Origin of the sequence: Novosphingobium aquiterrae, from assembly GCF_042434435.1 — a bacterium.
GTDB lineage: Bacteria > Pseudomonadota > Alphaproteobacteria > Sphingomonadales > Sphingomonadaceae > Novosphingobium > Novosphingobium aquiterrae.
Genome location: NZ_JBHLTL010000004.1, coordinates 237,556 through 260,737 on the forward strand (window position 1 = coordinate 237,556; position 23,182 = coordinate 260,737).

General features: G+C 63.9%; 20 protein-coding genes and 1 pseudogene. 8 read left to right on the top strand and 13 right to left on the bottom strand.

The features are described from left to right. Positions 1-107 precede the first annotated feature (107 nt). Positions 108-974 (top strand): recombinase family protein, encoded by an 867-nt coding sequence (locus ACFFF7_RS07110; RefSeq protein WP_006961816.1) that lies wholly within the window; start codon positions 108-110, stop codon positions 972-974. 62 nt (positions 975-1,036) lie between these two features. Here the strand turns inward: ACFFF7_RS07110 and hfq are convergent. The 6 genes and pseudogenes from hfq to dusB form a co-directional block, all read right to left on the bottom strand. Continuing rightward, a pseudogene (gene hfq, locus ACFFF7_RS07115) lies at positions 1,037-1,279 on the bottom strand (RNA chaperone Hfq); the annotation flags it as partial. A gap of 136 nt (positions 1,280-1,415) precedes the next feature. Next, positions 1,416-2,816 carry a nitrogen assimilation response regulator NtrX gene (ntrX, locus tag ACFFF7_RS07120; protein WP_379480676.1) on the bottom strand — a complete coding sequence of 467 codons (1,401 nt, stop codon included), beginning with the start codon at positions 2,814-2,816 and terminating at the stop codon, positions 1,416-1,418. A 31-nt stretch (positions 2,817-2,847) separates the two neighbouring features. Next, positions 2,848-5,058: a sensor histidine kinase gene (locus ACFFF7_RS07125; protein ID WP_379480677.1), complete on the bottom strand. Its 2,211-nt coding sequence runs from the start codon at positions 5,056-5,058 to the stop codon at positions 2,848-2,850. Positions 5,059-5,117: 59 nt separating this feature from the next. Next, positions 5,118-6,527 carry a sigma-54-dependent transcriptional regulator gene (locus ACFFF7_RS07130; protein WP_379480678.1) on the bottom strand — a complete coding sequence of 470 codons (1,410 nt, stop codon included), beginning with the start codon at positions 6,525-6,527 and terminating at the stop codon, positions 5,118-5,120. Beyond that, positions 6,524-7,606, bottom strand: a complete 1,083-nt coding sequence (locus ACFFF7_RS07135; RefSeq protein WP_379480679.1) for a two-component system sensor histidine kinase NtrB — start codon at positions 7,604-7,606, stop codon at positions 6,524-6,526. Before ACFFF7_RS07135 ends, ACFFF7_RS07130 begins: the two co-directional genes overlap by 4 nt. Before the next feature lie 3 nt (positions 7,607-7,609). Further along, positions 7,610-8,626 (bottom strand): tRNA dihydrouridine synthase DusB, encoded by a 1,017-nt coding sequence (gene dusB / locus ACFFF7_RS07140; RefSeq protein WP_379480680.1) that lies wholly within the window; start codon positions 8,624-8,626, stop codon positions 7,610-7,612. A 74-nt stretch (positions 8,627-8,700) separates the two neighbouring features. Between dusB and ACFFF7_RS07145 the strand changes: the two genes are divergently transcribed. Then, on the top strand, positions 8,701-9,846 hold the full coding sequence (locus ACFFF7_RS07145; protein ID WP_379480681.1) for a bifunctional 2-C-methyl-D-erythritol 4-phosphate cytidylyltransferase/2-C-methyl-D-erythritol 2,4-cyclodiphosphate synthase: 1,146 nt from the start codon (positions 8,701-8,703) through the stop codon (positions 9,844-9,846). 69 nt (positions 9,847-9,915) lie between these two features. Further along, a complete protein-coding gene (locus ACFFF7_RS07150) occupies positions 9,916-10,413 on the top strand; it encodes a CinA family protein (protein ID WP_379480682.1) in 498 nt (165 codons plus the stop codon). Here the strand turns inward: ACFFF7_RS07150 and ACFFF7_RS07155 are convergent. Together ACFFF7_RS07155 and lipA are read right to left on the bottom strand one after the other, a co-directional pair. Beyond that, positions 10,371-10,835 (bottom strand): type II toxin-antitoxin system RatA family toxin, encoded by a 465-nt coding sequence (locus ACFFF7_RS07155; protein WP_379480683.1) that lies wholly within the window; start codon positions 10,833-10,835, stop codon positions 10,371-10,373. The two genes, ACFFF7_RS07150 and ACFFF7_RS07155, sit on opposite strands and share 43 nt — an antisense overlap. Further along, positions 10,835-11,767: a lipoyl synthase gene (gene lipA, locus ACFFF7_RS07160; protein ID WP_379480684.1), complete on the bottom strand. Its 933-nt coding sequence runs from the start codon at positions 11,765-11,767 to the stop codon at positions 10,835-10,837. Before lipA ends, ACFFF7_RS07155 begins: the two co-directional genes overlap by 1 nt. Before the next feature lie 66 nt (positions 11,768-11,833). Between lipA and ACFFF7_RS07165 the strand changes: the two genes are divergently transcribed. Next, positions 11,834-12,487 carry a carbonic anhydrase gene (locus tag ACFFF7_RS07165; RefSeq protein ID WP_379480685.1) on the top strand — a complete coding sequence of 218 codons (654 nt, stop codon included), beginning with the start codon at positions 11,834-11,836 and terminating at the stop codon, positions 12,485-12,487. Between the two features lie 60 nt (positions 12,488-12,547). Here ACFFF7_RS07165 and ACFFF7_RS07170 read toward each other — a convergent pair whose 3' ends face one another. Continuing rightward, on the bottom strand, positions 12,548-13,948 hold the full coding sequence (locus tag ACFFF7_RS07170) for a hypothetical protein (protein ID WP_379480686.1): 1,401 nt from the start codon (positions 13,946-13,948) through the stop codon (positions 12,548-12,550). A 300-nt stretch (positions 13,949-14,248) separates the two neighbouring features. On the opposite strand from ACFFF7_RS07170, the gene gyrA reads away from it, so the two are divergent. Continuing rightward, on the top strand, positions 14,249-16,996 hold the full coding sequence (gene gyrA, locus ACFFF7_RS07175) for a DNA gyrase subunit A (protein ID WP_379480687.1): 2,748 nt from the start codon (positions 14,249-14,251) through the stop codon (positions 16,994-16,996). Then, positions 16,996-17,838 (top strand): TauD/TfdA dioxygenase family protein, encoded by an 843-nt coding sequence (locus ACFFF7_RS07180; protein WP_379480688.1) that lies wholly within the window; start codon positions 16,996-16,998, stop codon positions 17,836-17,838. Before gyrA ends, ACFFF7_RS07180 begins: the two co-directional genes overlap by 1 nt. A gap of 4 nt (positions 17,839-17,842) precedes the next feature. Here the strand turns inward: ACFFF7_RS07180 and ACFFF7_RS07185 are convergent, their stop codons facing one another. Next, entirely contained in the window at positions 17,843-18,787 is a 945-nt protein-coding gene (locus tag ACFFF7_RS07185) for a magnesium transporter CorA family protein (RefSeq protein WP_379480689.1), read from the bottom strand. 29 nt (positions 18,788-18,816) lie between these two features. After that, a complete protein-coding gene (locus ACFFF7_RS07190; protein ID WP_379480690.1) occupies positions 18,817-19,497 on the bottom strand; it encodes a lysoplasmalogenase in 681 nt (226 codons plus the stop codon). 67 nt (positions 19,498-19,564) lie between these two features. Between ACFFF7_RS07190 and trmFO the strand changes: the two genes are divergently transcribed. Together trmFO and ACFFF7_RS07200 are read left to right on the top strand one after the other, a co-directional pair. Then, entirely contained in the window at positions 19,565-20,932 is a 1,368-nt protein-coding gene (trmFO, locus tag ACFFF7_RS07195; RefSeq protein ID WP_379480691.1) for a methylenetetrahydrofolate--tRNA-(uracil(54)-C(5))-methyltransferase (FADH(2)-oxidizing) TrmFO, read from the top strand. 248 nt (positions 20,933-21,180) lie between these two features. Then, entirely contained in the window at positions 21,181-21,945 is a 765-nt protein-coding gene (locus ACFFF7_RS07200) for an outer membrane protein (protein ID WP_379480692.1), read from the top strand. 71 nt (positions 21,946-22,016) lie between these two features. Here the strand turns inward: ACFFF7_RS07200 and ACFFF7_RS07205 are convergent, their stop codons facing one another. Both ACFFF7_RS07205 and ACFFF7_RS07210 read right to left on the bottom strand, forming a co-directional pair. Then, positions 22,017-22,493, bottom strand: coding sequence for an EF-hand domain-containing protein (locus ACFFF7_RS07205; protein WP_379480693.1), 477 nt, complete (start codon positions 22,491-22,493; stop codon positions 22,017-22,019). Between the two features lie 41 nt (positions 22,494-22,534). Beyond that, complete coding sequence (locus ACFFF7_RS07210) at positions 22,535-23,131, bottom strand: hypothetical protein (protein WP_379480694.1); 597 nt, start codon at positions 23,129-23,131, stop codon at positions 22,535-22,537. Between the last annotated feature and the right edge of the window lie 51 nt (positions 23,132-23,182).

Below are 23,182 nucleotides of genomic sequence, written 5' to 3' on the forward strand. Positions count from 1 at the left end.
CGAACGTGACGATCGGAAGTGACATATACGACATGTCACAAAAGGGTGGTTCCGTCACCAATGTTACTGTACGAGGGCAAAGCCACCCTAATGTGACGGATTTGCCCATGACCCGCGTCGGCTACGCCCGCGTCAGCACCATCGACCAGGATCTCGACATCCAGGTTGCCCGGTTGAAGGCAGCGGGCTGTGAAATCCTCCGCTCCGAAACAGGCTCGGGCGCATCGCGCACTGGACGCACGGAGCTTGAGACGATCATGCAGTTCCTGCGCGCCGATGACGAACTCGTCGTCCTGCGTCTCGATCGGCTCGGTCGCTCCACACGCGATGTTCTCAATCTGGTTCATGAACTCGACCAGAAGGGAGCCTCATTGCGGGTGCTTGAGCCGGAGGTGACGACGGCCGGAAGCATGGGGCGGATGGTGATCACCATTCTGGGCATGGTCGCGGACATGGAACTGACGTTCATCAAGGACCGGCAGCGCGCCGGGATCGAGGCGGCGCGCGCCGAAGGCGTCTACAAAGGCCGGAAGAAAAACATCGATGACGATGAAATCCGACGCCGGATCACCGCCGGCGCGAGCAAGGCCAGCGTCGCGCGCGACCTCAAGATCTCAAGAATGACCGTCTATCGGGCGCTTGACGTCATTCCTTCAAGGATCGGGCTGCCGGAAAAGCCGCCTTCTGTCACCATCGCCCTGCATCTGACCATCGAGAACTTCAACAAGCATGGTCGTGGCAGAAAGCCCGCTCGCGAGCGCATTGAGGCGATGCTGGAGCGGGATTACCAGATGCAAAAGACCGGGAACTGCGATTACACGCTGACCGTCGCCTATGATCAGGGTGCCGATGGCGTCAGCCTCGATGATGAGATCGCATCTCTCCAGACAGAGATGTTCAACATCGCAGAGAGCTACAGGTGCTCGATCGAGACCGATGTTTACGAGATTGGAGGACAAGAGCGAGCCTGGTAGATCGCCATGTTCAATCTTTGTTCTTCAACATGGCCAAAATCGCAGCTTCGGGCCGACTGGGCCAGGATCGAAAAATTGTCGAACCAGGTAACGATGCCCTGCAGCTTGACGCCCTTGACCAGGAACATGGTCACCGGGGTCTTGTTCTTGCGCAGCAGGTTGAGGAACTGATCCTGCAGGTTCTGGCCCTTGGCGGGTGCAGGTGCGGGCGTGGTCGCGGTGTCGATCATCGGCGCTGCATCTGCAGCAACTTCGGCTTCGGCCTTGGCCGAACGCGGGCGCGCCGTAAGGGTCTTGGAAGTCATCATTGGGCTCCTTCTTGTTGGCGGCCGCTGCTGCGGTCCGCATTCTGGCTGCACCGCTGGGGTGCAAACCGGGTCTTTGCCGAGTCCTTGTTACCGTTTTCGGGTGACTTCGTAAACGCCCTGATGATGCGCCAGCTCAAACGGCCTCTTCGAGCTCGCCTTCCTCGCCATCCTTGCCTCCGACCATGCCCAGCAGCTTGAGCTTGCGGTGCAAGGCCGAACGTTCCATCCCGATGAATGCCGCGGTGCGCGAGATGTTCCCCGAAAAGCGGCGAATCTGGACCCGCAGGTATTCGCGCTCGAAGTTCTCGCGGGCCTCGCGCAGCGGCACGCCCATCAGCGATGGCATGCCGCTGTCGTTGCCGATGCGGCCGCTGGCAACTTCGGGCGGGAGCATGTCGGTGACGATCCGGCCCAGCTTGTCGCGCGGGGTCAGGATGATCGTCCGCTCCACCACATTGCGCAGCTGGCGCACGTTTCCGGGCCATTCGTAGCTTTGCAGCGCGGCCATCGCCTCGATCGCCACTTCGGGCGGCGACACCCCCTGATCGGCGGCGAAGCGGGCGAAGAAGTGGTCGGCCAACGCGGGAATATCATCGCGCCGCTCGGCCAGCGAGGGGATCGCCACGGGCACGACGTTGAGCCGGTAAAACAGATCCTCGCGGAAGCGCTTCTCAGCAATCTCACGCTCAAGATCGCGCGCCGTCGATGACACGACACGCACGTCGACACGGATCTGGCGGTGGCCCCCTACACGGACAAAGGCCTGCTCGGTCAGCACGCGCAGGATCCTTGCCTGGGTGGAAAGCGGCATGTCCGCCACCTCATCTAGATACAGCGTGCCGCCATCGGCCATTTCGAGTAGGCCGGCGCGGACCAGCTTGCCGCCCTGCTCTTCGCCGAACAGCTCCTGTTCGAACCGCTCTGGCGTGATCCGTGCGGAATTGACCGTGACGAAGGCATTGCCGGCACGCGGGCTCCAGCTGTGGAGCAGCCGCGCGGCAACTTCCTTGCCCGCTCCGGCGGGTCCGCTGATCAGCAAGCGGCTGCCGGTATTGGCGACCCGCTTGAGCGTGGCGCGCACGGCGTTGATGGCGGTGCTGTTGCCGGTGAATTCGTCCGAGGTGACGAAGCCTTCGCGCAGTCGTGCATTCTCGCGCCGTAACCGCTCGGTCTCGGTGGCACGAGCGACCAGCAGCAGCAGCCGCTCGGCTTCGAACGGCTTCTCGATGAAATCCATCGCGCCGCGTCCGATTGCCGAAACCGCGGTGTCGATGTTGCCGTGGCCCGAAAAGATGATCACCGGCAATTCCGGCTCGCGCAGCTTGATTGCGTCGAGCACTTCAAGCCCGTCCATCGGGCTGCCATGCAGCCACACGTCGAGCAGGACCAGGCTGGGCCGGCGCTCGTCGATCATCGCCAGCGCCGAGGTACTGTCCCCGGCAGTGCGGCATTCATAGCCTTCGTCGCTCAGCACGCCGGCCACGAGTTCGCGGATGTCGCGCTCGTCGTCGACGATCAGGATATCGAGGGCCATTGCGGTTCCTTTGGCATGTCAATTCGGTCGGTCATTCGGCGGCTTCGGACTTGGTCTGGTTTGACAGCGGATCGCGGGCAAAGCGCAGGCAGACCACCGCGCCGTCGATCTCGCCCGCGGCAAAACTCATTTCGCCGCCGTGCTCCTCGACGATCTTGTTGACGATCGCCAGGCCGAGCCCGGTGCCCTTCTCGCGCGTGGTGACATAGGGCTCGACGATCCGCTCACGGTCCTGCGGCAGGCCGATGCCGTTGTCGGCTATCCTGACGACGACATCCTCGGTCGATCCCGTCAGGGTCACCGTGATCGAACCGCGATAGTCGGTATCGGCGGTCTTCTGGCGCGCTTCGACCGCTTCGACCGCATTCTTGAGGACGTTGGTCATGGCCTGGCCGAACTGGTGCCGGTCACAGGCGATGATCCCTATGTCGGCGTCGGCCGAAAAAGCGAAGTTGATGTCGGGCCGCGCGACTTCCTGCAGGAACAGCGCCTGGCGGGCCAGATCGACTGGATCCTCGCCCCGGAACACGGGCTTGGGCAGGCGGGCAAAGCTGGAGAATTCGTCGACCATGCGGCGCAGATCGCCGACCTGGCGGATGATCGTCCCGGTCAGCTCCTCGAACAGTGCGGCATCGGCGGTGACCAGCTTGGTGTAGCGCCGCTTGAGCCGTTCGGTAGCGAGCTGGATCGGGGTCAGCGGATTCTTGATCTCGTGCGCGATGCGGCGGGCGACATCGGACCAGGCGGCCTGGCGCTGATCGAGCAGTTGCCGGGTGATGTCCTCGAAGGTGATGACATAACCGCTCGGTTCGCGGGTCGATTTGACCGCCAGGGTCAGCAGTTCACTGCCCCGCGCATATTGCACCACCCCGCCTTGCCTGCCGCTTTCAGCCAACCCGGCCAGCTGCGGCGCAATATCGACCAGCTTCTGCCCCACCGGCGGCGACGAATCCTTGTCAAGCAGCAGCTTGTGGGCAGAGCCGTTGACCAGCAGTATCGTCCCTTCGGGATCGGTTGAAATCACCCCGGCGGTGACCGAATCGAGTACCGCCTCGATGAAGGCGCGGCGATCGTCGAGTTGCTGGTTGGCGCCGACCAGCGCCTGGGTCTGGCGCTCAAGTTGCTGGGTCATGCGGTTGAACGCCCGGTTGAGCAGGCCGATTTCGTCTGCCCCGCGGCGTGCCTCGATCCGCATCGAGAAATTGCCCGAGCCGACTTGACGGGCGGCATCGACCAGATCGTAGAGCGGCTTTACCTGGCGGTCGGCAAAGCGCAGCGCGAACCACACCGACAGGCCGACCAGCGCAAGGCTGGCGATGAACAGCAGGATGTTGAAGCGCAATTGCTGGATCCGTGCGCGTTTGGTCAGCTGGTCATAAGCGCGGACGATGTTTTCGGCCTGGCTGGTCGACAGCAGATCCGATTTTCGCGAGGCGTAAAGATAGGTTCCCGTCCGCCGGTCGATCGGGGTGACTGCGCGGATCGAGTTCGAGGTCGTGCTGATGACGATATCGACACCCTGATCAAGCTGGCGGATCGCGTCGGCCGATATCTCTGACAGCGGCGCCTCACCGCGGGTGAATGCCGTCTTATGCAGAATGCCGTCGGCACCCTTCTGGAGGATCGTGGTTTCGTTGATCTTGCGATTAAGTACCTGATACAAATAGTAGTCGCGGAAATCCTGGCTGGCGATCGGGGTGCGGGTCATCTCGTCGCGAAGGTCCGCGGCCATGGCCAGGCTGTCGTACTTCAGCTCGTTCTGCGACTGCGCCGAATAGCCGCGCGCGAGGTTGTTGGCGTTTTCCAGCAGGCCGCGCGAATTGTCGGAAAACCAGAACTCGACGCCCGACTGGAACAGGAACGAGGCGAAGACCACCACCAGCAGCGTCGGCACGGCCGAAATCATCGAGAAGAAGAACACCAGGCGGACGTGCATCCCCCCGCCCCCGGCCAGCTGCTCCGAGCGGCGCAAGGCCAGGTAACGGCCGATCAGCACGATGATCGCCATCGCTGGGACCAGCGTGCCGACCAGCAGGACAGCGGTTAAGTTGGACGGTACCAGCTGGCCGCGCGCGTCCTGCGCCGACAGGGCAAACCAGGTGACGACCGTCATTGCCAGGAAGGCGACGACCGACAGCGCAAACATGACGACGAAGAAGTTCGCGCGGCGCGCGGCAATCTGAACGCGGCGCCACCAGCGGGGCCACGCCTGATTGCCGGCGGTGTTGCTTAGCAACTGCATCGTTGCTCAGTTACAACACCACTGTTGCAGTGTTGCAAGGTTTTTCCGACGAGTTGCGTTCAACCGGGGCGAACGACGTCGAGCGGATCAATCGACAATTCATGCAAGCGCTTGCGCAGCGTGTTGCGATTGATCCCCAGCACTTGCGCCGCGCGCAGCTGATTGCCGCCCGTCCGGCGCAAAACCGCTGTGAACAAGGGCTTTTCAAACGCGGCCAAGGCCGCATCGTAGATCAAGCCCGACGGGGGTTCGTTCTGGTCTAGCCAGTGCTGCACGACGCTCGCCAGCGTCACCTGGCCGTCGCCTGCATCGGGACGCGCATTTGCGGCCAGCAACGGTTGCACTGCCGCAGCATTGATCGTGTCTTCGCGGGCCAGCAACGCAAGCCGGTAGATGAAATTGCGCAGTTCACGGACGTTGCCGCGCCACGCCTGCTGCGCGATCAGTTCGGCTGCATCCTCGGACAGGCTATGTCGCGGCAGCCCCTCGCCGGCGGCCAGGGCCAGGAAATGCCGCGCCAGGGCCGCGATATCGTCTGCACGTTCGCGCAGCGGCGGAAGCGTGATCGGCACGACGTTGAGACGGTAGTAGAGGTCCTCGCGAAACGTGCCGGCGGCGATCATCGGTTCGAGATTGCGGTTGGTCGCTGCGATAATCCGGACGTCGACGGTGATTTCATCGCGCCCGCCAACCCGGCGGATGGCGCCCGATTGCAGCGCGCGCAGCAGCCTGGTCTGGGCCTGCATCGGCATGTCGCCAATCTCGTCCAGGAACAGGGTGCCGCCCTGCGCCTGCTCGAACTTGCCGATGTGCCGCGCTACGGCGCCGGTGAAGGCGCCCTTTTCGTGCCCGAACAGCTCGCTTTCGATCAATTCGCCGGGAATCGCGGCGGTATTGACCGCAATGAAGGGCCCGGACTTGCGCTGGCCAAGCTGGTGGATGGCTTCGGCTACCAGTTCCTTGCCGGTGCCGCTCTCGCCCAGCACAAGCACGGTCAGATCGTTGCGCAGGACGCGCGTGATCATCCGGTAGACCGCCTGCATCGGGGCGCTGCGTCCGACCAGCGGCAAGCCGGCAACCGGTGCATCTTCGCTTGGAACGCTGCGGGCGGAATTGCTCCCAACTGCCTGGCGGACTGTCCGTGCCAGTTCGTCGATATCGAAGGGCTTGGGGAAATATTCGAACGCGCCGGTATCACTGGCGCGCACCGCGGTATCGAGCGTGTTCTGCGCCGACAGGATAATGATCGGCATGTCGGGCGCAGCGCGGCGCACGGCGTCGATGGTTTCGATCCCGTCGCCGTCCGTCAGCATCACGTCGGTCACCAGCGCATCATAGCGGCCAGCGGCGAGCAGCCGGTCCCGCTCGGCCACGCTGTCGCAGCGGGTTACGGCAAAGCCCTCGGCCTCGAGCGCGGCGGTTATGACAATGGCGATCGATGCGTCGTCTTCGACCAGCAAGACACTCATGCCGCCTGCTCCCGGGCACGGGATTTCCCGTTGTCTGCCATCGGCAGGTGCACACGGAAATGGGTGATCCCAGTCTGGTCGTCGCGGTCGTGGGTAATCCGCCCGTTCATGTCGCGGACCAGTCGCCGCACCAGCGCCAGGCCCAGCCCCTGCCCGCTTTTTTTCGAGGTTACAAAGGGTTCGAACACATGTTCGCGCAAGGTCGGGTCGATCCCTGGCCCGTTGTCGCTGACCCGCAGCTCGATCGGCAGGCGCACCGGTGCACCATCGGCACCCTGATGGAGCTGGAGACCGCTGGCAAAGCGGGTGCGGACCGTGATCGATGGATTGGGCGCGCTACGGCAGGCATCCGCGGCATTGGCGATGAGGTTGATCAGAACCTGGACCAGCGCATCGACATTGCCGCTGACCAGGGGAAGCGACGGATCGAACTCCTCGCCGATAACCGGTGCCTTGCCGCCAGCCTCGATCACTGCCTTGGCCCGGCGGATTGCCTCATGGAGGTTGCACGGCGCAAGATCGGGCGAGTTGCGCCGCGACAGGGTTTGCATCTGGTCGATCAGCTTGGCGATCCGGTCGACCTCGTCGGCAATCAGCGTGGTCATCGCGCGTTCGTTGCCGTCAAGCTTGCGCCCCAGCAACTGCGCGGCGCCGCGGATTCCGGCCAGAGGATTCTTTATTTCATGCGCCAGGATTGCGGGCGCGCGCAGCACGCCTTCCTCGCCCCGTGCAGCATTGTCGCGCATCGCCTCGGCCCCGCCAATATCGTGCAGCGTCAGCACTTGCCACCCCGGCTGATCGACCAGCGGTGCGGCCACCACATCGATCCGCCGCGGCCCCTGGCCGACGATCAGCACGTCGGTCGCCCGAGCCGAGACATTGGCATCGGCTTCCAGCAGCCGGTCGGCCAGCAACGGCTCGTCAAATGTCATCAGATCAGCCAGCGCGCGTCCCTTCAGCCGACGCAGGCTTTGCCCAAAGAGTTGTTCGGCAGCTGGATTGGCCGCGGCAACAGCCTGACCTGGCGATAGCAGCACCACCGCGAGCGGAAGGCTCGACAGCTGGCGCTGGGCATCCATCGGTCAGGCCGCCTGCCGGTCGAGGAACGGCGCGTAGAAGTCCTGCAACTGGCGCATCACTTCGCGCGGATCGTCGACGAAATTGACCATGTTGCGGAACGTGGCAGAGCCGTGGAGGCCGCGGGTGTACCAGGCCAGATGCTTGCGCGCCATTTTCACCCCGGTGTCTTCACCGTACAGGTCGAGCATCCAGGCGTAGTGCTCAAGGATCAGGTCAAGCTGCTGTTGCAGCGCCGGATCGGGTAGTTGCTGGCCAGTCTTGAGCCAGTGCATGACCTGCGCCAGCAGCCACGGACGGCCATAGGCTCCGCGCCCGATCATTACGCCGTCGGCACCCGACTGGGCGAGCGCGGTTGCCGTATCCTCGATCCCGCAGATGTCGCCATTGACGATCACCGGAATGGTCACTGCGTCCTTGACCTTGCGAACGAAGCCCCAGTCGGCGCTGCCCTTGTACATCTGATTGCGCGTGCGGCCGTGGACGGTGATCATCTGCGCGCCGATATCCTGTGCGATCCGCGCCAGTTCGGGGGCGTTGAGGCTGTCGTGGCACCAGCCCATGCGCATCTTTACAGTGACCGGCACCTTGACCGCCTTGACCGTCGCCTCGATCAGGCTGGCGGCCAGCTTGAGGTCGCGCATCAGCGCCGATCCGGCATCGCCGCTGGTCACTTTGCGCACGGGACAGCCCATGTTGATGTCGATGATTGCAGCGCCGCGGTCCTCGACCAGCTTGGCCGCTTCGGCCATCTCTCTCGGCGCGCAGCCAACCAGTTGCATCGACACCGGCTCTTCCGCCGGATCCCATGCCGCCTTCTGCACCGACTGGCGGGTTTCGCGGATCGCCGCGGGGCTGGCGATCATTTCGGTGACGTTGAGGCCCGAACCAAAGCGCCGCACCATGCGGCGGAACGGTAGGTCGGTGACGCCGGTCATCGGCGCCAGGATCACCGGGCAATCGATGCGCACCGGCCCGACCATGATCGGGGCGAGCGGCGGCGGGGAAGGAAGCGGATTCATTGCGTCTGTGCCTAAAATTTAGGCAGCACATAGGGAATTGCTCCGCGCGCGGCAAGCGCTTACCGGCAGAGGTGATGAGCGCCCCTTTCTCCCTGCCCCGTACTGCCGCCGTCATCGTTGCTGCCGGACAGGGCCTGCGCGCAGGTCAGCCTGTGCCCAAGCAGTTTGCCCTGTGGCGCGGCAAGCCCGTCGTGCGCCATTCCGTCGAGGCGCTGGCCGCGGCGGGTTGCGATCCGATTGTCGTCGCGGTTCCTGAAGGCGCAGAGGACTTGGCCAGGCTTGCCTTGGAGGGGATCAACGGAATCGCCCTGGTCACTGGCGGCGCGACCCGGCAGCTATCGGTGCGCCGCGCGCTGGAAGCACTGGCTGGGGCGGCACCTGATCATGTCCTGATCCACGATGCCGCCAGGCCGATTGTCCCCGCAACTGTCATTGCCCGGCTTCAAGCAGCGCTGGACAGCCACGTGGCGGCGATTCCGGTTCTGCCGGTCGTCGACAGTCTGGCCCATGCCGAAGGAAGCGAAATGGGAGCGCCAGCGCGGCGCGAGCATTTGCGCAGGGTCCAGACCCCCCAGGCCTTTGCATACGCTGCCATTCTTGCAGCACACCGAAGCTGGGACGGAGACGCGCAAGCGGGCGATGATGCCCAGGTCGCGCAGGCGGCTGGACTTAGCGTGGCGATGGTGGATGGAGATGAAGCGTTGCACAAGCTGACTTACGCCGCCGACTTTGCCGAAATCCTGCCCGTTCGCATGGGCACTGGATATGACGTTCACCGGCTGGCCGCTGGCGAAGATCTGTGGCTTTGCGGAATCCGCGTTCCCCATACCCATGGTCTGGCGGGCCACAGCGATGCCGACGTGGCGATCCACGCTCTGGTCGATGCCATCTTCGGGGCGATCGGCCAGGGCGATATCGGCAGTCACTTCCCGCCCAGCGATCCGCAGTGGCGCGGCGCTTCATCGGATCGCTTTCTGACTCATGCGGTCGGCCTTGCGGCGCAGGCCGGTTACCGCATTGGCAACGTCGACGTGACGATCATCTGCGAAGCGCCGAAGATCGGCCCGCATCGCGATGCCATGCGGGCGCGGCTTGCCAAACTGCTGGGCACGCCGCCGGGCGCGGTCAGCATAAAGGCCACCACGACCGAGCGGCTGGGTTTCACCGGGCGCGGCGAAGGCATCGCATGTCAGGCCGCGGCAACGCTGCTGGCCAACTGAGCGCTGGCTTTTCCGGCGCAACGGGACCAATGCGCGCGCCATGATTCGCAAGGATTGGACAAAACACCCGTGAACCTGCTGCCTGACGATCTGGTCGCCCTGGCCGAACGTGTCGTTCGCGAAAATGCTGCGGCGGGACGGACCATCGCCCTGGCCGAAAGCTGCACCGGCGGGCTGGTGGCGGCGGCGCTGACCGAAGTGGCCGGATCATCGGCCGTGCTCGATCGCGGCTTCGTGACCTATTCGAACGAATCCAAGCACGAAGTGCTGGGTATTCCGATGGATATCATCGATACCTTCGGTGCAGTCTCGATCGCCTGTGTCTGGGCCATGGCACAAGGCGCGCTGACCCGCAGCCGCGCGGATGTTGCCGTGGCAATCAGCGGCATTGCCGGACCTGCCGGTGGCTCAGACCAGAAGCCTGTCGGGACCGTCGTCTTTGCCCGTGCCGTCAGAGGCGAGATCGAAGAGGATGCCGTTGCCGAAGAGCGCTGGTTTGAAGACGGTGGTCGCGCCGCAGTCCGCTATGAAGCGGCGCTCGTCGCACTCGAACTGCTGCTGCCGTAAAGCTTTTCCGCGCGCTCCTCAAAGGCCGCAACCATGCGGCGGAACGCACGATCGAAGTATTGCCCGGCAAGCGCTTCGAACACGGCATTGCGGAACGTAAAATCCACCTGGAATTCGATTTCGCACCCGCCGCCCTCCAGCGGGCGGAACAGCCAGATGTTATCGAGATCGCGCATCGGCCCGTCGATATAGATGACTTCGATCCGCTGTGGGCGCTGCTTGACCACGCGTGAGGTGAACTTTTCGCGCAGCGCCTTGAAGCCGACCATCATGTCGGCGACCATTTCGGTATCGCTGTTCGAGCGGACCCGCGTGGCCACGACCCAGGGCAGGAATTCCGCATAGCGGGCCACATCGGCGACCAGATCGAACATCTGCTCGGCCGACCAGGGTAGGCGGCGCAGTTCGCGAATGCCCGGCATCAGCCCCTGATGGCAGCCTTGGCCAGCTGCGCCGCGCGGGCATCGCGCATCGCGCGGAAATCGTCGCCGGCGTGATAGCTTGAGCGGGTCAGCGGGCTCGACGCGACCTGCAGGAAACCCTTGGCCCGGGCAATCGCGCCATAGGCGTTGAACGCCTGCGGCGTCACGAAATCGATGACCGCGGTATGGCGCGGGGTCGGCTGAAGGTATTGCCCCATGGTCAGGAAATCGATCCCGGCACTACGCATGTCGTCCATCACCTGGTGCACCTCCAGGCGTTGTTCGCCCAGGCCCAGCATGATGCCGCTCTTGGTGAAGATCAGCGGATTGTGGCGCTTGACCTCTTCAAGCAGGCGCAGCGACGCGTAATAGCGCGCGCCTGGGCGGATCGTGGGATAAAGCCGCGGCACGGTTTCGAGGTTGTGGTTGTAAACGTCGGGCCCGGCGGCGACGATCGCCTCGACCGCTTCGCGCATCTTGCCGCGGAAATCCGGGGTCAAAATCTCGATCGTCGTTGACGGGGTGTTGCGGCGCAGCGCCTCGATCACCTTGACGAACTGACCCGCGCCGCCGTCCGGCAAGTCGTCGCGGTCGACCGAGGTGATGACAATGTGTTCCAGCCCCAGCTTGGCCGCCGCGACGGCGACGTTCTCCGGCTCGAGCGGATCGACGGTGCGCGGCATCCCGGTCTTGACGTTGCAGAAGGCGCAGGCACGGGTGCAGACATCACCCAGGATCATCACCGTGGCGTGCTTCTTGGTCCAGCATTCGCCGATGTTCGGGCAGGCCGCTTCCTCGCACACCGTATTCAGCCGCAGATCGCGCATCAGCTGGCGGGTTTCACCGTAACCCTTGCTGGTCGGCGCCTTGACCCGGATCCAGTCGGGCTTGCGCTGGCGTTCGCTTTTCGGAGCGGAGGAAAGGTCGTTCATCCGCGCTCCTCTAGGCGCTTGGCGCGCGGCTTGCCAGCGTGAAAATTTGACGCCATTAGGGCTGCCATGACCGATGCTTTCTCCCCCGAACTCGATCATCTGATCGCTGGATATCGCCGCTTCCGCAACCAGGCCTGGACATCGAATCGCGAACGCTGGGCAAGCCTTCGCGAAGGCCAGCAGCCCGAAGTCATGGTCATTGCCTGCAGCGACAGCCGGGTCGATCCGGCGCAGATCTTCGATGTCGATCCGGGTGAGATTTTCGTTGTTCGCAATGTGGCTGCAATGGTCCCGCCGTTCGAAACGACGCCGGGCCATCACGGCGTGTCAGCGGCGCTGGAATTTGCCGTGCAGGTGCTGGGCGTGAAGGAAATCGTGGTCATGGGCCACGGCATGTGCGGCGGCTGCAAGGCCGCACTGACCCGCGAGATGCATGGTGCCAGCCATGGCGAAGGCGGCTTTGTTGCCGATTGGATTGCCTTGCTTGATGAGGCGCGCGCACCGATCGTGGCGCAGTTCGGTACGCAAGGTCGCGAAGCCGAACGCGCGATGGAACACGCCGGGGTCAAGGCCAGCCTTGGCAACCTACGCACCTTTCCCTGGGTTGAAGCCAAGGAGCGCGCCGGCTTGCTGCGCCTGCGCGGTGCCTTCTTTGCGATTTCCGACGGCATCCTGCATGTGCTGGACGAAGATACGGGCGACTTCGCACCGATCACCTGACGCTCATAGGAAAAGGGCGGCGTTTGCGCACCGCCCTTCCCGTGTTCTGAATGGCAAAGCTTACTGTGCCGCAGCCGGTGCCGCCTTGTTCGCGGCATAGGCCGACCACAGCATCGCCATCTGCTTGCGGGGCCCTTCGATCTTGGCGAAGGTCGCCTGCGCAGCAGCCGCCTGGCCCATATCGATCTGGGCAATGCCCAGCCGAGTCAGGGCGCGGGCGGTATCGATACCCGGCTTGGTCAGCGCGATCTGATACAGTTCGGCCGCCTTGGCCGGCTGATCGTAGCTGAGGAAGGCATCAGCCGCAGCCATCGTCACGACAGCCGTAGCGCCGGCGGCACGGGCATCGCGATCAAGACCCGGGAGCGAGGCCTTGTCCCCGGCCAGACGCTGGGTGGCGATGGTCCGCGCTTCGGCAACGGTCACGTTGCTGGCGGTCAGCTTGCCAGAAGCGACGCCGGCGTTCAGCACCTTCAGCACTTCACCCGGCGAACGGCGGGCGTCGGCGGCTTCGATGTAGTCGATGTAATCACGCGCTTCCATATAGCTGCCGGTACGGTCCATCAGGCGCAGCAGATCGATCATGTCCTGCGACGGATAGCGGCTGAGGTCACGCAGCACGGCAATCGCCAGCGCCCAGTTCTGGGTGGTGGGATAGCCGCGGACCAGCTGTGCGCCGAATGATGCGGCCTGGTCGGGCAGCTTGGCCTGATAGGCGACGACTTCGCCGCGGCGCAGCCAGTCCTCGGGCGCGGTCGCACCCTTTTTGGCCACTGCATCCTGCAGAATCTTGAGCCCGGCAGCCGCCTGGTTGTCGTTGATATAGGCTTCGGCCAACATGCCTTCGACGTCGTTCTTGGTATAGCCGGCCGCAGAAGCCGCCTGCAACGCGGTACGCGCTGCGGCATAGTCACGCATGTCATAGGCAAGCGCGCCGACGAAGAAATTGAACTCTGCGGCCTGTTCCGGGGTCAGCTTGCCGCTTTCGACCGAAGCCGCCAGCCCGGTGCGCTGAAGGCTCTTGTCTTCGGCCAGCTTGCCCAGCGCGAAGGCCAGCTGGCCATAGGCGTACTTGTCATCGGCGACGGTGCCGGCGGCGCGGAACTGTTCGAGCTGGGTCTTTTCGGCACTCAGCTTGTCGCCCAGCGCCTTGACCGCAGCGTCATAATTGGTGCGCGCGGCGGCGCGGGCGGTCTTGCCCGACGCGGCGTTGACGGCATTTCCTGCCGCGGTAACGGCGGCCTTGGCTTCGACCACGTCCTGGCGCTTGCCGGCATTGTCGATCGCCGCCTTCATCGGATTGTAGAGCGCCATGACCGGCTTTGAGAGCGTGATCTTTGCGGCCGCAGGGGCAGCCGCGGGCTTTTCCTTGGCCAGTGCCGGAACGGCAGTGCCGGCAGCTGCGCCCAGCGCGAGGGCCAGGCCCAGGGCCGAACGGGTGAGATAAGTGCTGCGGATCATGACATTCGTCTCCTTCTTGGTGGTCCGAACGGGTCAGTTTCCCGAACCGACACAACCAATTCCTTCCGACAAGCCAAATGGCGGGAATTCGCCTGTTTGGCAACAGGGGCGCGCACTAGGGCCGATGCGCTGAACCGCATTTGAATAGACCGCTGCCATGGCGTTCACAATCGGCGCGGGAAGTGTGGAAAACAGCGCATTTTTAGGCGCGTCCGGGCCACCTGCGCTGGCCTTCACCGCGCCCATGCCCTAGTGCCGGGAACGCTAGTCCATTCCCAGAAACAAACGGCTGATTTCCGCGTGAGCGACGACAACGAAAACATCGATTCCAACGACTCCGGACCGGTCGGCCCGCAGGGTGATTTCCAGCGCGTCGACATCGTCGACGAGATGAAGACCAGCTACCTCGATTACGCGATGAGCGTGATCGTGGCGCGCGCCCTGCCCGACGTGCGTGACGGCCTGAAGCCGGTCCACCGCCGCATCCTTTTCGCCAGCCAGGAAGGCGGCTTCGTCGCCGGTCGGCCCTATCGCAAGAGCGCCAAGATCGTCGGCGACGTGATGGGCAATTATCACCCGCACGGCGACAGCGCGATCTATGATGCCCTGGCGCGCATGACCCAGGACTGGTCGATGCGTCTGCCGCTGATCGACGGCCAGGGCAATTTCGGTTCGATGGACCCTGATCCGCCGGCCTCGATGCGCTATACCGAAGCGCGCCTCGCCCGGGTCGCCAATTCCCTGCTCGACGATCTCGACAAGGATACGGTCGATTTCACCGAGAACTATGACGGTTCGCGCCAGGAGCCGACGGTTCTGCCGGCGCGCTTTCCCAACCTGCTGGTCAACGGCGCGGGCGGGATCGCGGTGGGCATGGCAACCAACATCCCGCCGCACAACCTGGGTGAAGTGATCGACGGTTGCCTGGCCTTCATGGACCGGCCCGAGATCACCTCGGAAGAACTGTTCGAGATCATCCCCGGGCCGGACTTTCCCACCGCCCCGCTGATCCTGGGCCTGTCGGGCGCGCGCAAGGCCTATACCGAGGGGCGCGGCAGCATCATCATGCGTTGCCGCCACGAGATCGAGGAAGGCCGCAACGATCGCCGCTCGATCGTGCTGACCTCCATCCCCTATCAGGTCGGCAAGTCGGGTCTGGTCGAAAAGATCGCCGAAGCCGCCAAGGAAAAGCGGATTGAGGGCATTTCGGACATCCGCGACGAATCGAGCCGGCTCGGCGTGCGCGTGGTGATCGAGCTCAAGCGCGATGCGACACCCGAAGTCGTGCTCAACCAGTTGTGGCGCAACACGCCGGCGCAATCGAGCTTCCCGGCGAACATGCTGGCGATCCGCGGCGGCCGCCCCGAAGTGCTGATGCTGCGCGATTTCATCGCCGCCTTCATCGCCTTCCGCGAGGAAGTGATCACACGCCGCACCAAGTTCGAGCTCAACAAGGCGCGCGATCGGGCGCATATCTTGCTCGGCCTGGTGGTCGCGGTGACCAACCTTGATGAGGTGGTGCGGATCATCCGCGCCTCGCCCAACCCCGCTGCGGCGCGCGATGCACTGCTGACGCGCGAATGGCCGATTGGGGAAATTGCGCCCTACATTGCGCTGGTCGAAGCGATCGAGCCAACTGCCGAGCAGGCGGACGGGACCTATCGCCTGTCCGAAGCGCAGGTAAAGGCGATCCTCGAGCTGCGGCTCAACCGCCTGACCGCACTGGGCCGCGACGAAATCGGCGACGAGCTCAAGGAACTCTCGCTGGCGATCGCCGAATTCCTTTCGATCCTGGGCGACCGGGTCAAGCTCTACGGCGTGATGCGCGATGAGCTGACCGCGATCCGCGATGCCTATGCCACGCCGCGCCTCTCCGAAATCACCGCCGCCGCCGACGGGATCGAGGACGAGGATCTGATCGAGCGCGACGAGATGGTCGTCACCGTGACCATGGACGGCTATATCAAGCGCACCCCGCTTTCCACCTTTCGCGCGCAGAACCGCGGCGGCAAGGGCCGTGCCGGGATGGCGACCAAGGACGAGGACGTGGTGACGAGCATGTTCGTCACCAGCACCCACAATCCGGTGTTGTTCTTCTCGACTGCGGGCAAGGTCTATCGCCTCAAGGTGTGGAAGCTGCCCGAAGGCGGTCCCGCCACCCGCGGCCGCCCGATCGTCAACCTGCTCCCCGCGCTGGACAAGGACGAGACGATCCAGACCGTCCTGCCCCTGCCCGAGGACGAGGCCGAATGGGCCAGCCTGTCGGTGGTCTTCGCTACCGCCAAGGGCAATGTCCGGCGCAATTCGATGGAACTGTTCACCAACGTACCCAGCAACGGCAAGTTCGCGATGCGCTTCGAGGAAGACAGCGAAGACCGCCTGATCGGCGTGGCTCTGCTTGAGGCGAGCGACGATGTCCTGCTCGCCACGCGCCAGGGCAAGGCGATCCGCTTTGCCGGCGATGACGTGCGTGAGTTCCAGAGCCGCACCTCTACCGGCGTGCGCGGCATGACGCTGAAGGGCGACGACGAGGTTATCTCGCTTTCGATCCTCCACCGCGTCGGCACCAGCAGCGAGGAACGTGAGGACTACGTCCGCTATGCCCCGTGGAAGGGCGAGAAGGATGGCGAACCGTCGATTGCACCCGAACGCATGGCCGAGCTGGCCGAGCGCGAGCAATTCATCCTGACTGTCTGCGCCAATGGCTATGGCAAGATGAGTTCGGCCTATGAATATCGCCGCACCGGTCGCGGCGGCCAGGGCATCACCAATATCGACAACATCGCCCGCAACGGACTGGTCGTGGCCAGCTTTGCTGCAACCAAGAGCGATCAGCTGATGCTGGTGACCGACCAGGCCAAGCTGATCCGCCTGCCGCTCGAATCGATGCGGGTGATCGGCCGCAACAGCGCCGGGGTGCGCCTGTTCAATGTCGCCGACGAGGAACACGTGGTCAGCGCCGTGCGGCTGGCCGATACCGGCGACGACGCCGAGGAGCCCGGTGGCGGCGAACCGGAAGACGGCGCCATCGTGGTTGGCGACGGCTGATGGCGCTGCGGGTCGAGCCAAGCCGTCAGGCGTGCGGTGCGCGCGTGACCGGGCTCGACCTGTCGCGCAGTCTCGATCCCGCAACGATCGCCGAGATTCGCGCGATCTGGCTTGAGCATCACGTGCTGGCCTTTCCCGACCAGCATCTGGACGATGACCAGCTCGAAGCCTTCACACTCTGCTTCGGCGACTTCGGCGATGATCCGTTTTTTGCGCCGATCCGGGGCCGCCAGCATATCGCCGCGATCCGCCGCGAGGCCGACGAGCAGAGCCCGCTATTTGCCGAAAACTGGCACACCGACTGGAGTTTTCAGGCCCGTCCGCCCTCTGGCACCTGCCTCAACGCGGTCGACATTCCCCCGGTCGGTGGCGACACGCTTTACGCCAACCAGCATCTGGCGTGGGAGGCCCTGCCCGCCGCGCGTCAGGCCGATCTCACCGATCTGATCGCGATCCATTCCGCCCGCCTCGCCTATGCCCCCGACGGCAGCTATGGCGCAAAGGACAAGGGCCGCAGCATGGACATCCGGCCCGACGAATCGGCCCGCGCGACCCAGACCCATCCGCTGGTCCCAGCGCACCCCGAAACCGGGCGACGCGGGTTCTATTCGACGCTGGGCTATATCGTCGGGATCGAAGGCATGGCGGACAGCGCAGCATTCCCGCTGCTGCTCGAACTCCAGCAATGGCAGAGCGACGAGCGCTTCGTCTATCGACACCGCTGGGAGCCGGGGATGCTGACGATGTGGGACAACCGCTCGGTGCTGCACAAGGCCACCGGCGGCTACGAAGGCCACCGCCGCGAGTTGCATCGCACCACGATCGCCGCCTGGAACGGCTGACCGGTCAGGGCCGGCGATAACTGACCAGAGCCACCGCCGCGGTCACGATGAGAATGCCGGCCATGATCCACGCGGCCAGGAAAAAGCCCTGCTCGCCCTTCTCGAACAGCGCGACCTTGAAGTTCATCCCGAACACCCCGGCGAGTGCGCCGACCAGGCCGATGCCGATGGTGAAGAAGGTCAGCGTGCGCACCAGCCGGTTGGTATCCTGCGCCACCCGCGTGGCGTAGAGATCGAAGCTGGCCACCACGGTGTCGCGCACCCGCGCCACTTCGTCCTCCAGCCGCTCGAAACCGGCCTGCAAGTGCATGAAATGCGCCCGGTCCTCGCCCGCCATTTCGGGCAGGAAGTCCGGGCGGGTCAGGGCGTGCACCGTGCCGCGCAGCGAATCGATCAATTCGCGCAGGCGTGACACCTGGCGGCGCAGTACCGCCATGACCTGCAAGGTGTTGCGCCCTTCGCGCCCGGTCAGGACGCGCTCCTCCATCCGGTCGATCTCGCGGTTGATCGAGGCAATGCGGTGATGAACCCGCCCGAAGTGGTCGGCGATCAGGGCCACAGCCAGGGTCGATCCGGACAGCTTGCCCTTCATCGTCTCCCCGACATCGTGATCGATGAACGCTTCGAAGTCGGTTGCCACCCCTTCCCCGACCGACAGAAGCCAGTCCTGCCCGACGATCAGCGACAGTGCGCCCGACGATTCCTCACCGGGGAAGCTCAGCACCGGGATGGACAGAGTGTAGAAGCTGTCATGGACCCGCACCGTTTCCATGGCCGGATCGTGCATTGCGAAAGCGTCCGCCAAAGCCTCCGGCAACGGCAGTGCGGCAATCTCCGCACTGGTTCCGTTGATCCACAGCAGGCTGTCGGCCGAGATCCGCAATTTCGCGAGATCCTTCGGTGCCAGCGTCCGGTCATGCCCGTTCGCCTTGTAGAATTGGATCTGCATGGTCGTGCTCCCCGTGCCTCGCCCGGCTATTACGCGCGAATGGCCGCTTTGGTTGCCGAATCCCGGCTGCGCAGTTCACCGATGACGCCGGTGCAGATCAGGAACTGTCCGAAATAGTACAGCGGCCAGATCAGCAGCCCGGGCAAGGCGCTGGCGCTGAGCGGACCGAGCCGCGAAAAAATCAGCAGGTCCGAAATCACGAACATCATCGCGCCAATCCCGACCCTGTAGCGCGAGAAGTTGCTGGTCCAGGCCATTGCGGCCATCACCGCCAGACCGGTCGAATACAGTGCGATGCCAGGTCGTTCCATCGGATCGCCGGGTAGTGACCAGGCAATCCAGACCACCGTGGGGACAAGCAGAATCGCCAGAAGGCGCTGGCTGGTGGACAATGCAGAGCGGCGATGGCGGGCATAGAGCCAGATCGCGACGATGTGCCCGGCCAGAAACGCCAGCGCACCATACAGCATGTCGATCTCGATCAGCACATCACCCAGCGCGCCCAGCGCCATCACCGCTGCGATCTGCCGCGAATCCAGGCCGTGGTGCCGAACCAGCGCATAGACCGCCAGCAGCGCCACCCCCGCCCCCTTCCACGCCATCTGGTAAAGCCCGGGCAAGTGGCTGTCCTTGACGAAATAGAAGCTGATCCCGGCAACCAGGCTGGCCAGCAACCACGGCCGCTTCTCAATCAAGGCACGCTTCGGCATCGACAATCCCCTTCAGCGCCATGCTTGGCGTTGGATTCTCCGCCGCGCAAGGCTAGGGCGGCGCGCAATGGCGTATGATGTTCACATTATCGGCGGCGGCATGGCCGGGAGCGAAGCGGCCTGGCAACTGGCGCGACGCGGCGTAAAGGTCCGCCTGTCGGAAATGCGCGGCGGCGGCGATATGACGCCGGCCCACCAGGGTGCCGGCCTGGCCGAACTGGTCTGCTCGAACAGCTTTCGCTCCGACGATCATGAAAAGAATGCGGTCGGTCTGCTTCATCACGAAATGCGACAGTTCGACTCCCTGATCATGGGTGCTGCTGCCGTGGCGCAGGTTCCCGCCGGATCCGCGCTCGCGGTTGACCGCGAGGTTTTCTCGGCCGAGGTCGAGCGACGGCTGGCTGCTCTGCCCACGTTGGAGGTGGTGCGCGAGCGGATCGACACCCTGCCCGCCGCCGGCCTGACCATCGTGGCGACGGGTCCGTTGACCGCAGCGAACCTGGCGCAGAGCATCGGCAGCGCAACCGGCGCCGACAGCCTGGCCTTTTTCGATGCCATCGCCCCGATCGTCTATCGCGACAGCATCGACATGGACGTGTGCTGGATGGCCAGTCGCTGGGATAAGGGCGAGACCAAGGACTACATCAACTGCCCGATGACCCGCGAACAGTACCGCGCGTTCCATCAGGGCCTGCTCGACGGCGAAAAGACCGAATTCCGCGAATGGGAAGCCAGCACGCCCTATTTCGAAGGCTGCATGCCGATCGAGGTAATGGCCGCGCGCGGCGAGGATACGCTGCGCTTCGGGCCGATGAAGCCGGTCGGGCTGGACAATCCGCATGACGCCACCCCGGAATTCCCCAAGGGCCGCTGGCCCTATGCCGTGGTCCAGCTGCGCCAAGACAACAAGCTGGGCACGCTGTGGAACATGGTCGGGTTCCAGACCAAGCTGAAGCACGCGGAACAGGTCCGGCTTTTCCGGACCATCCCCGGTCTGGAGAATGCCGAATTTGCCCGCCTCGGCGGGCTGCACCGCAATACCTTTCTCAATTCTCCTGTCTTGCTTGACCGGCAATTGCGGCTCAAATCGGCGCCGCACATCCGCTTTGCCGGACAGATCACCGGCTGCGAAGGCTATGTCGAAAGCGCCGCGATCGGCCTGCTTGCAGGTTTGATGACCGGGACAGAGCTGTGCGGCAGCACGTGGGAAGCGCCTCCCCGGACAACCGCGTTAGGTGCGCTGCTCTCGCATATCACCGGCGATGCAGAGGCCGAGACCTATCAGCCGATGAACATCAATTTCGGCCTGTTCCCACCACCCCATCCCGGAACAAAGAAGAAGCAACGCAAGGAAGCCTACACCAGTCGGGCCAAGCAGGATCTGGCAGCCTGGCGTGCCGCACTGAATAACGGCCAGATGCCAGCTCATGCATGATCCTGCGGTCTTGAGCGTGGCGACAGGCGCTCAGACCTGCGGTCGGTCCGAAAAGCGATTGGGCAATGCGCACCATCCCTGGACGTATATAGGAAAAGCCGTTCCGGGATTGGCGCGGCCGGATTGAGCTTCGGACAGGCAGATTCAATGTACCAGTACATTGATTTCACCAACCATCGACCAAGGCAAAACGGAAAGGACTCCGTCATGGCAAATGGAGGTGCACGGGCACCCCAGGAGATTTGACCATGAAGAAACGTGTTATCATTGCCGCCGCAGCCTGCTGCTTTGCCACTCCCGCCTTTGCCGAAGACGGCGACTGGACCGGTGCCTATGTCGGAGTCAGCGCGGGCTACAATGTATCCAATTCAAAGTCAGCAACCACCCTCAGCGGTAACTGGTCTGCGGAAACCGCGGGTCGGAGAGACTTCGTCATCGCAAACTCGGCCGCCAAGCAGAGCGTAAAGGATGCCAATTACGGCGTTCAGGCAGGTTTCAATGCCCAGATCGGCGAAATCTTCGTGCTTGGCGCTGAAGCTGACTTTGCCCTGCTCGGGGGCCGGACCAGCTACAATCGATCGGCCACGTACGCGCCGGGAGCCCCAACCGCCCCGACCACTTACACGTTCGAAAATCGCATTGATCCCAAGGCATCCTACGCGGTCAAAGGAAAGCTTGGGATCGCGATCGACAAGACGCTGATCTATGCCACCGGCGGCTGGGGCTGGACCCGCGCCGAGTTGGGCGCGGACATCAGTTCGAGCGCCAACTACAAGAAGGCGTCGAAGCTCAACCACACGTTCAACGGCTACGTTGTCGGCGGTGGGATTGAGCACAAGTTTGCCCAGAACATCTCGGCAAGGATCGACTACACCTATACCGATCAGGGCAATACCACGTACCAGACCTCTTACGTTACAGGCAGTGCGTTTCAGAGCCCGGCCTATGGTGAAACCATCCGCCAGGACCTGAAGATGCATCAAGTCCGCGTCGGGATGAATTTCCACTTCTAAGTCAAACCAGAAACCCTCCTGGAATGCCCGTCCGGATTTCGATCCGGGCGGGCATTCTTTGACTCAGTCATTCAACACTTGCAGGTCGGGTGTTTGGACGGCTTGGGCTTGGTCGTGGCGAATTCCGGCCGGGTCAATTGCTGGTTGCCATCGGCGTCGGCCTTCTTGAAGCGGTTCGCGGTCATCACCGCCCACTCTTCGAAGCTCAGCAGATTGTTATGATCGGTATCCAGCTTGCGGAATGCCGCCACCCGCGGTGCCAGCGCTTCGATGCGGCTGATCAGATTATCGCGATTACGGTCAAGCCGGTTGAAGCGCTTTTCCTCGCGCGTGGCTTCACTGGCCTGGGGCAGCGAAGCGCCGCGCAATCCTTCGCCGTCCTCGGTCGGAATTTCATCCTCGACGGCAGCTGGGTCGGTTGCCTGATCGGTCAGGGCCAGCGGCGGCGGCGGTGCCGCAGCTTCGGTCGCGGCGCGGCCCTGCCACCAGAACAGGCCCGAAGCGGCAAGCAGCAAGGCAGACACGGCGCCAAGGATGGTGCGATTCATTGTTCGGCGATTCCCGCAAGTTGGATCGCACTGACCATAGCCTAGATGCCAAGCAAACCAACCCTGACTGCGACCAGTACGGATCCAGCGTTGCGGCCGCGGCGGCTGGCTCGACCCGTCCGGGCCAGCGCGTGCAGCACTGCCATGTGGCGCAGACGGCGCGGCAACCGGGCCGGTGCCCAGGTCTGGGAGTCTGACAGCGCCAAAGCCAGGCGCCCCCAGGTGTCGGGCAAACGGCCCAGATCGGCCAACGCCCATTCGCGGCCCGTGCGAAGGGCAGCGCCATTACCGGCATCGGTTTCGGCGACACTGGCAAGTGCGAGCGAACGGGCAGCAGCCAGGGCTTCCAAGGCTGCAGCGTCCGGATCGCCCAGCAGCCTTTCCCAGCCATCGATCAGCCCGGTCAGGACAAGCGGATCGACTGCGCAGTCTGACACAAAATCAAGCAACGGCTCGCCGCGTTGATCGCTGCGCACTTCACGCAGACGTTCGCGCCACCATGCAAGCCGGATCTGCCCCATAATCGGCTCGCGCGCACCGACGACGACATTGGACATGCGGGCGTCGAGAGCCATCACTGCGAGGACGGTTCTGCGCACCGCTGCCGGGGCATAGGACAGCGCCAGACGCTGCTCCACCGGCAAGCTTTCTCGCAATAAATCCGCCGTCATGCAGCCATCATAGCCGCC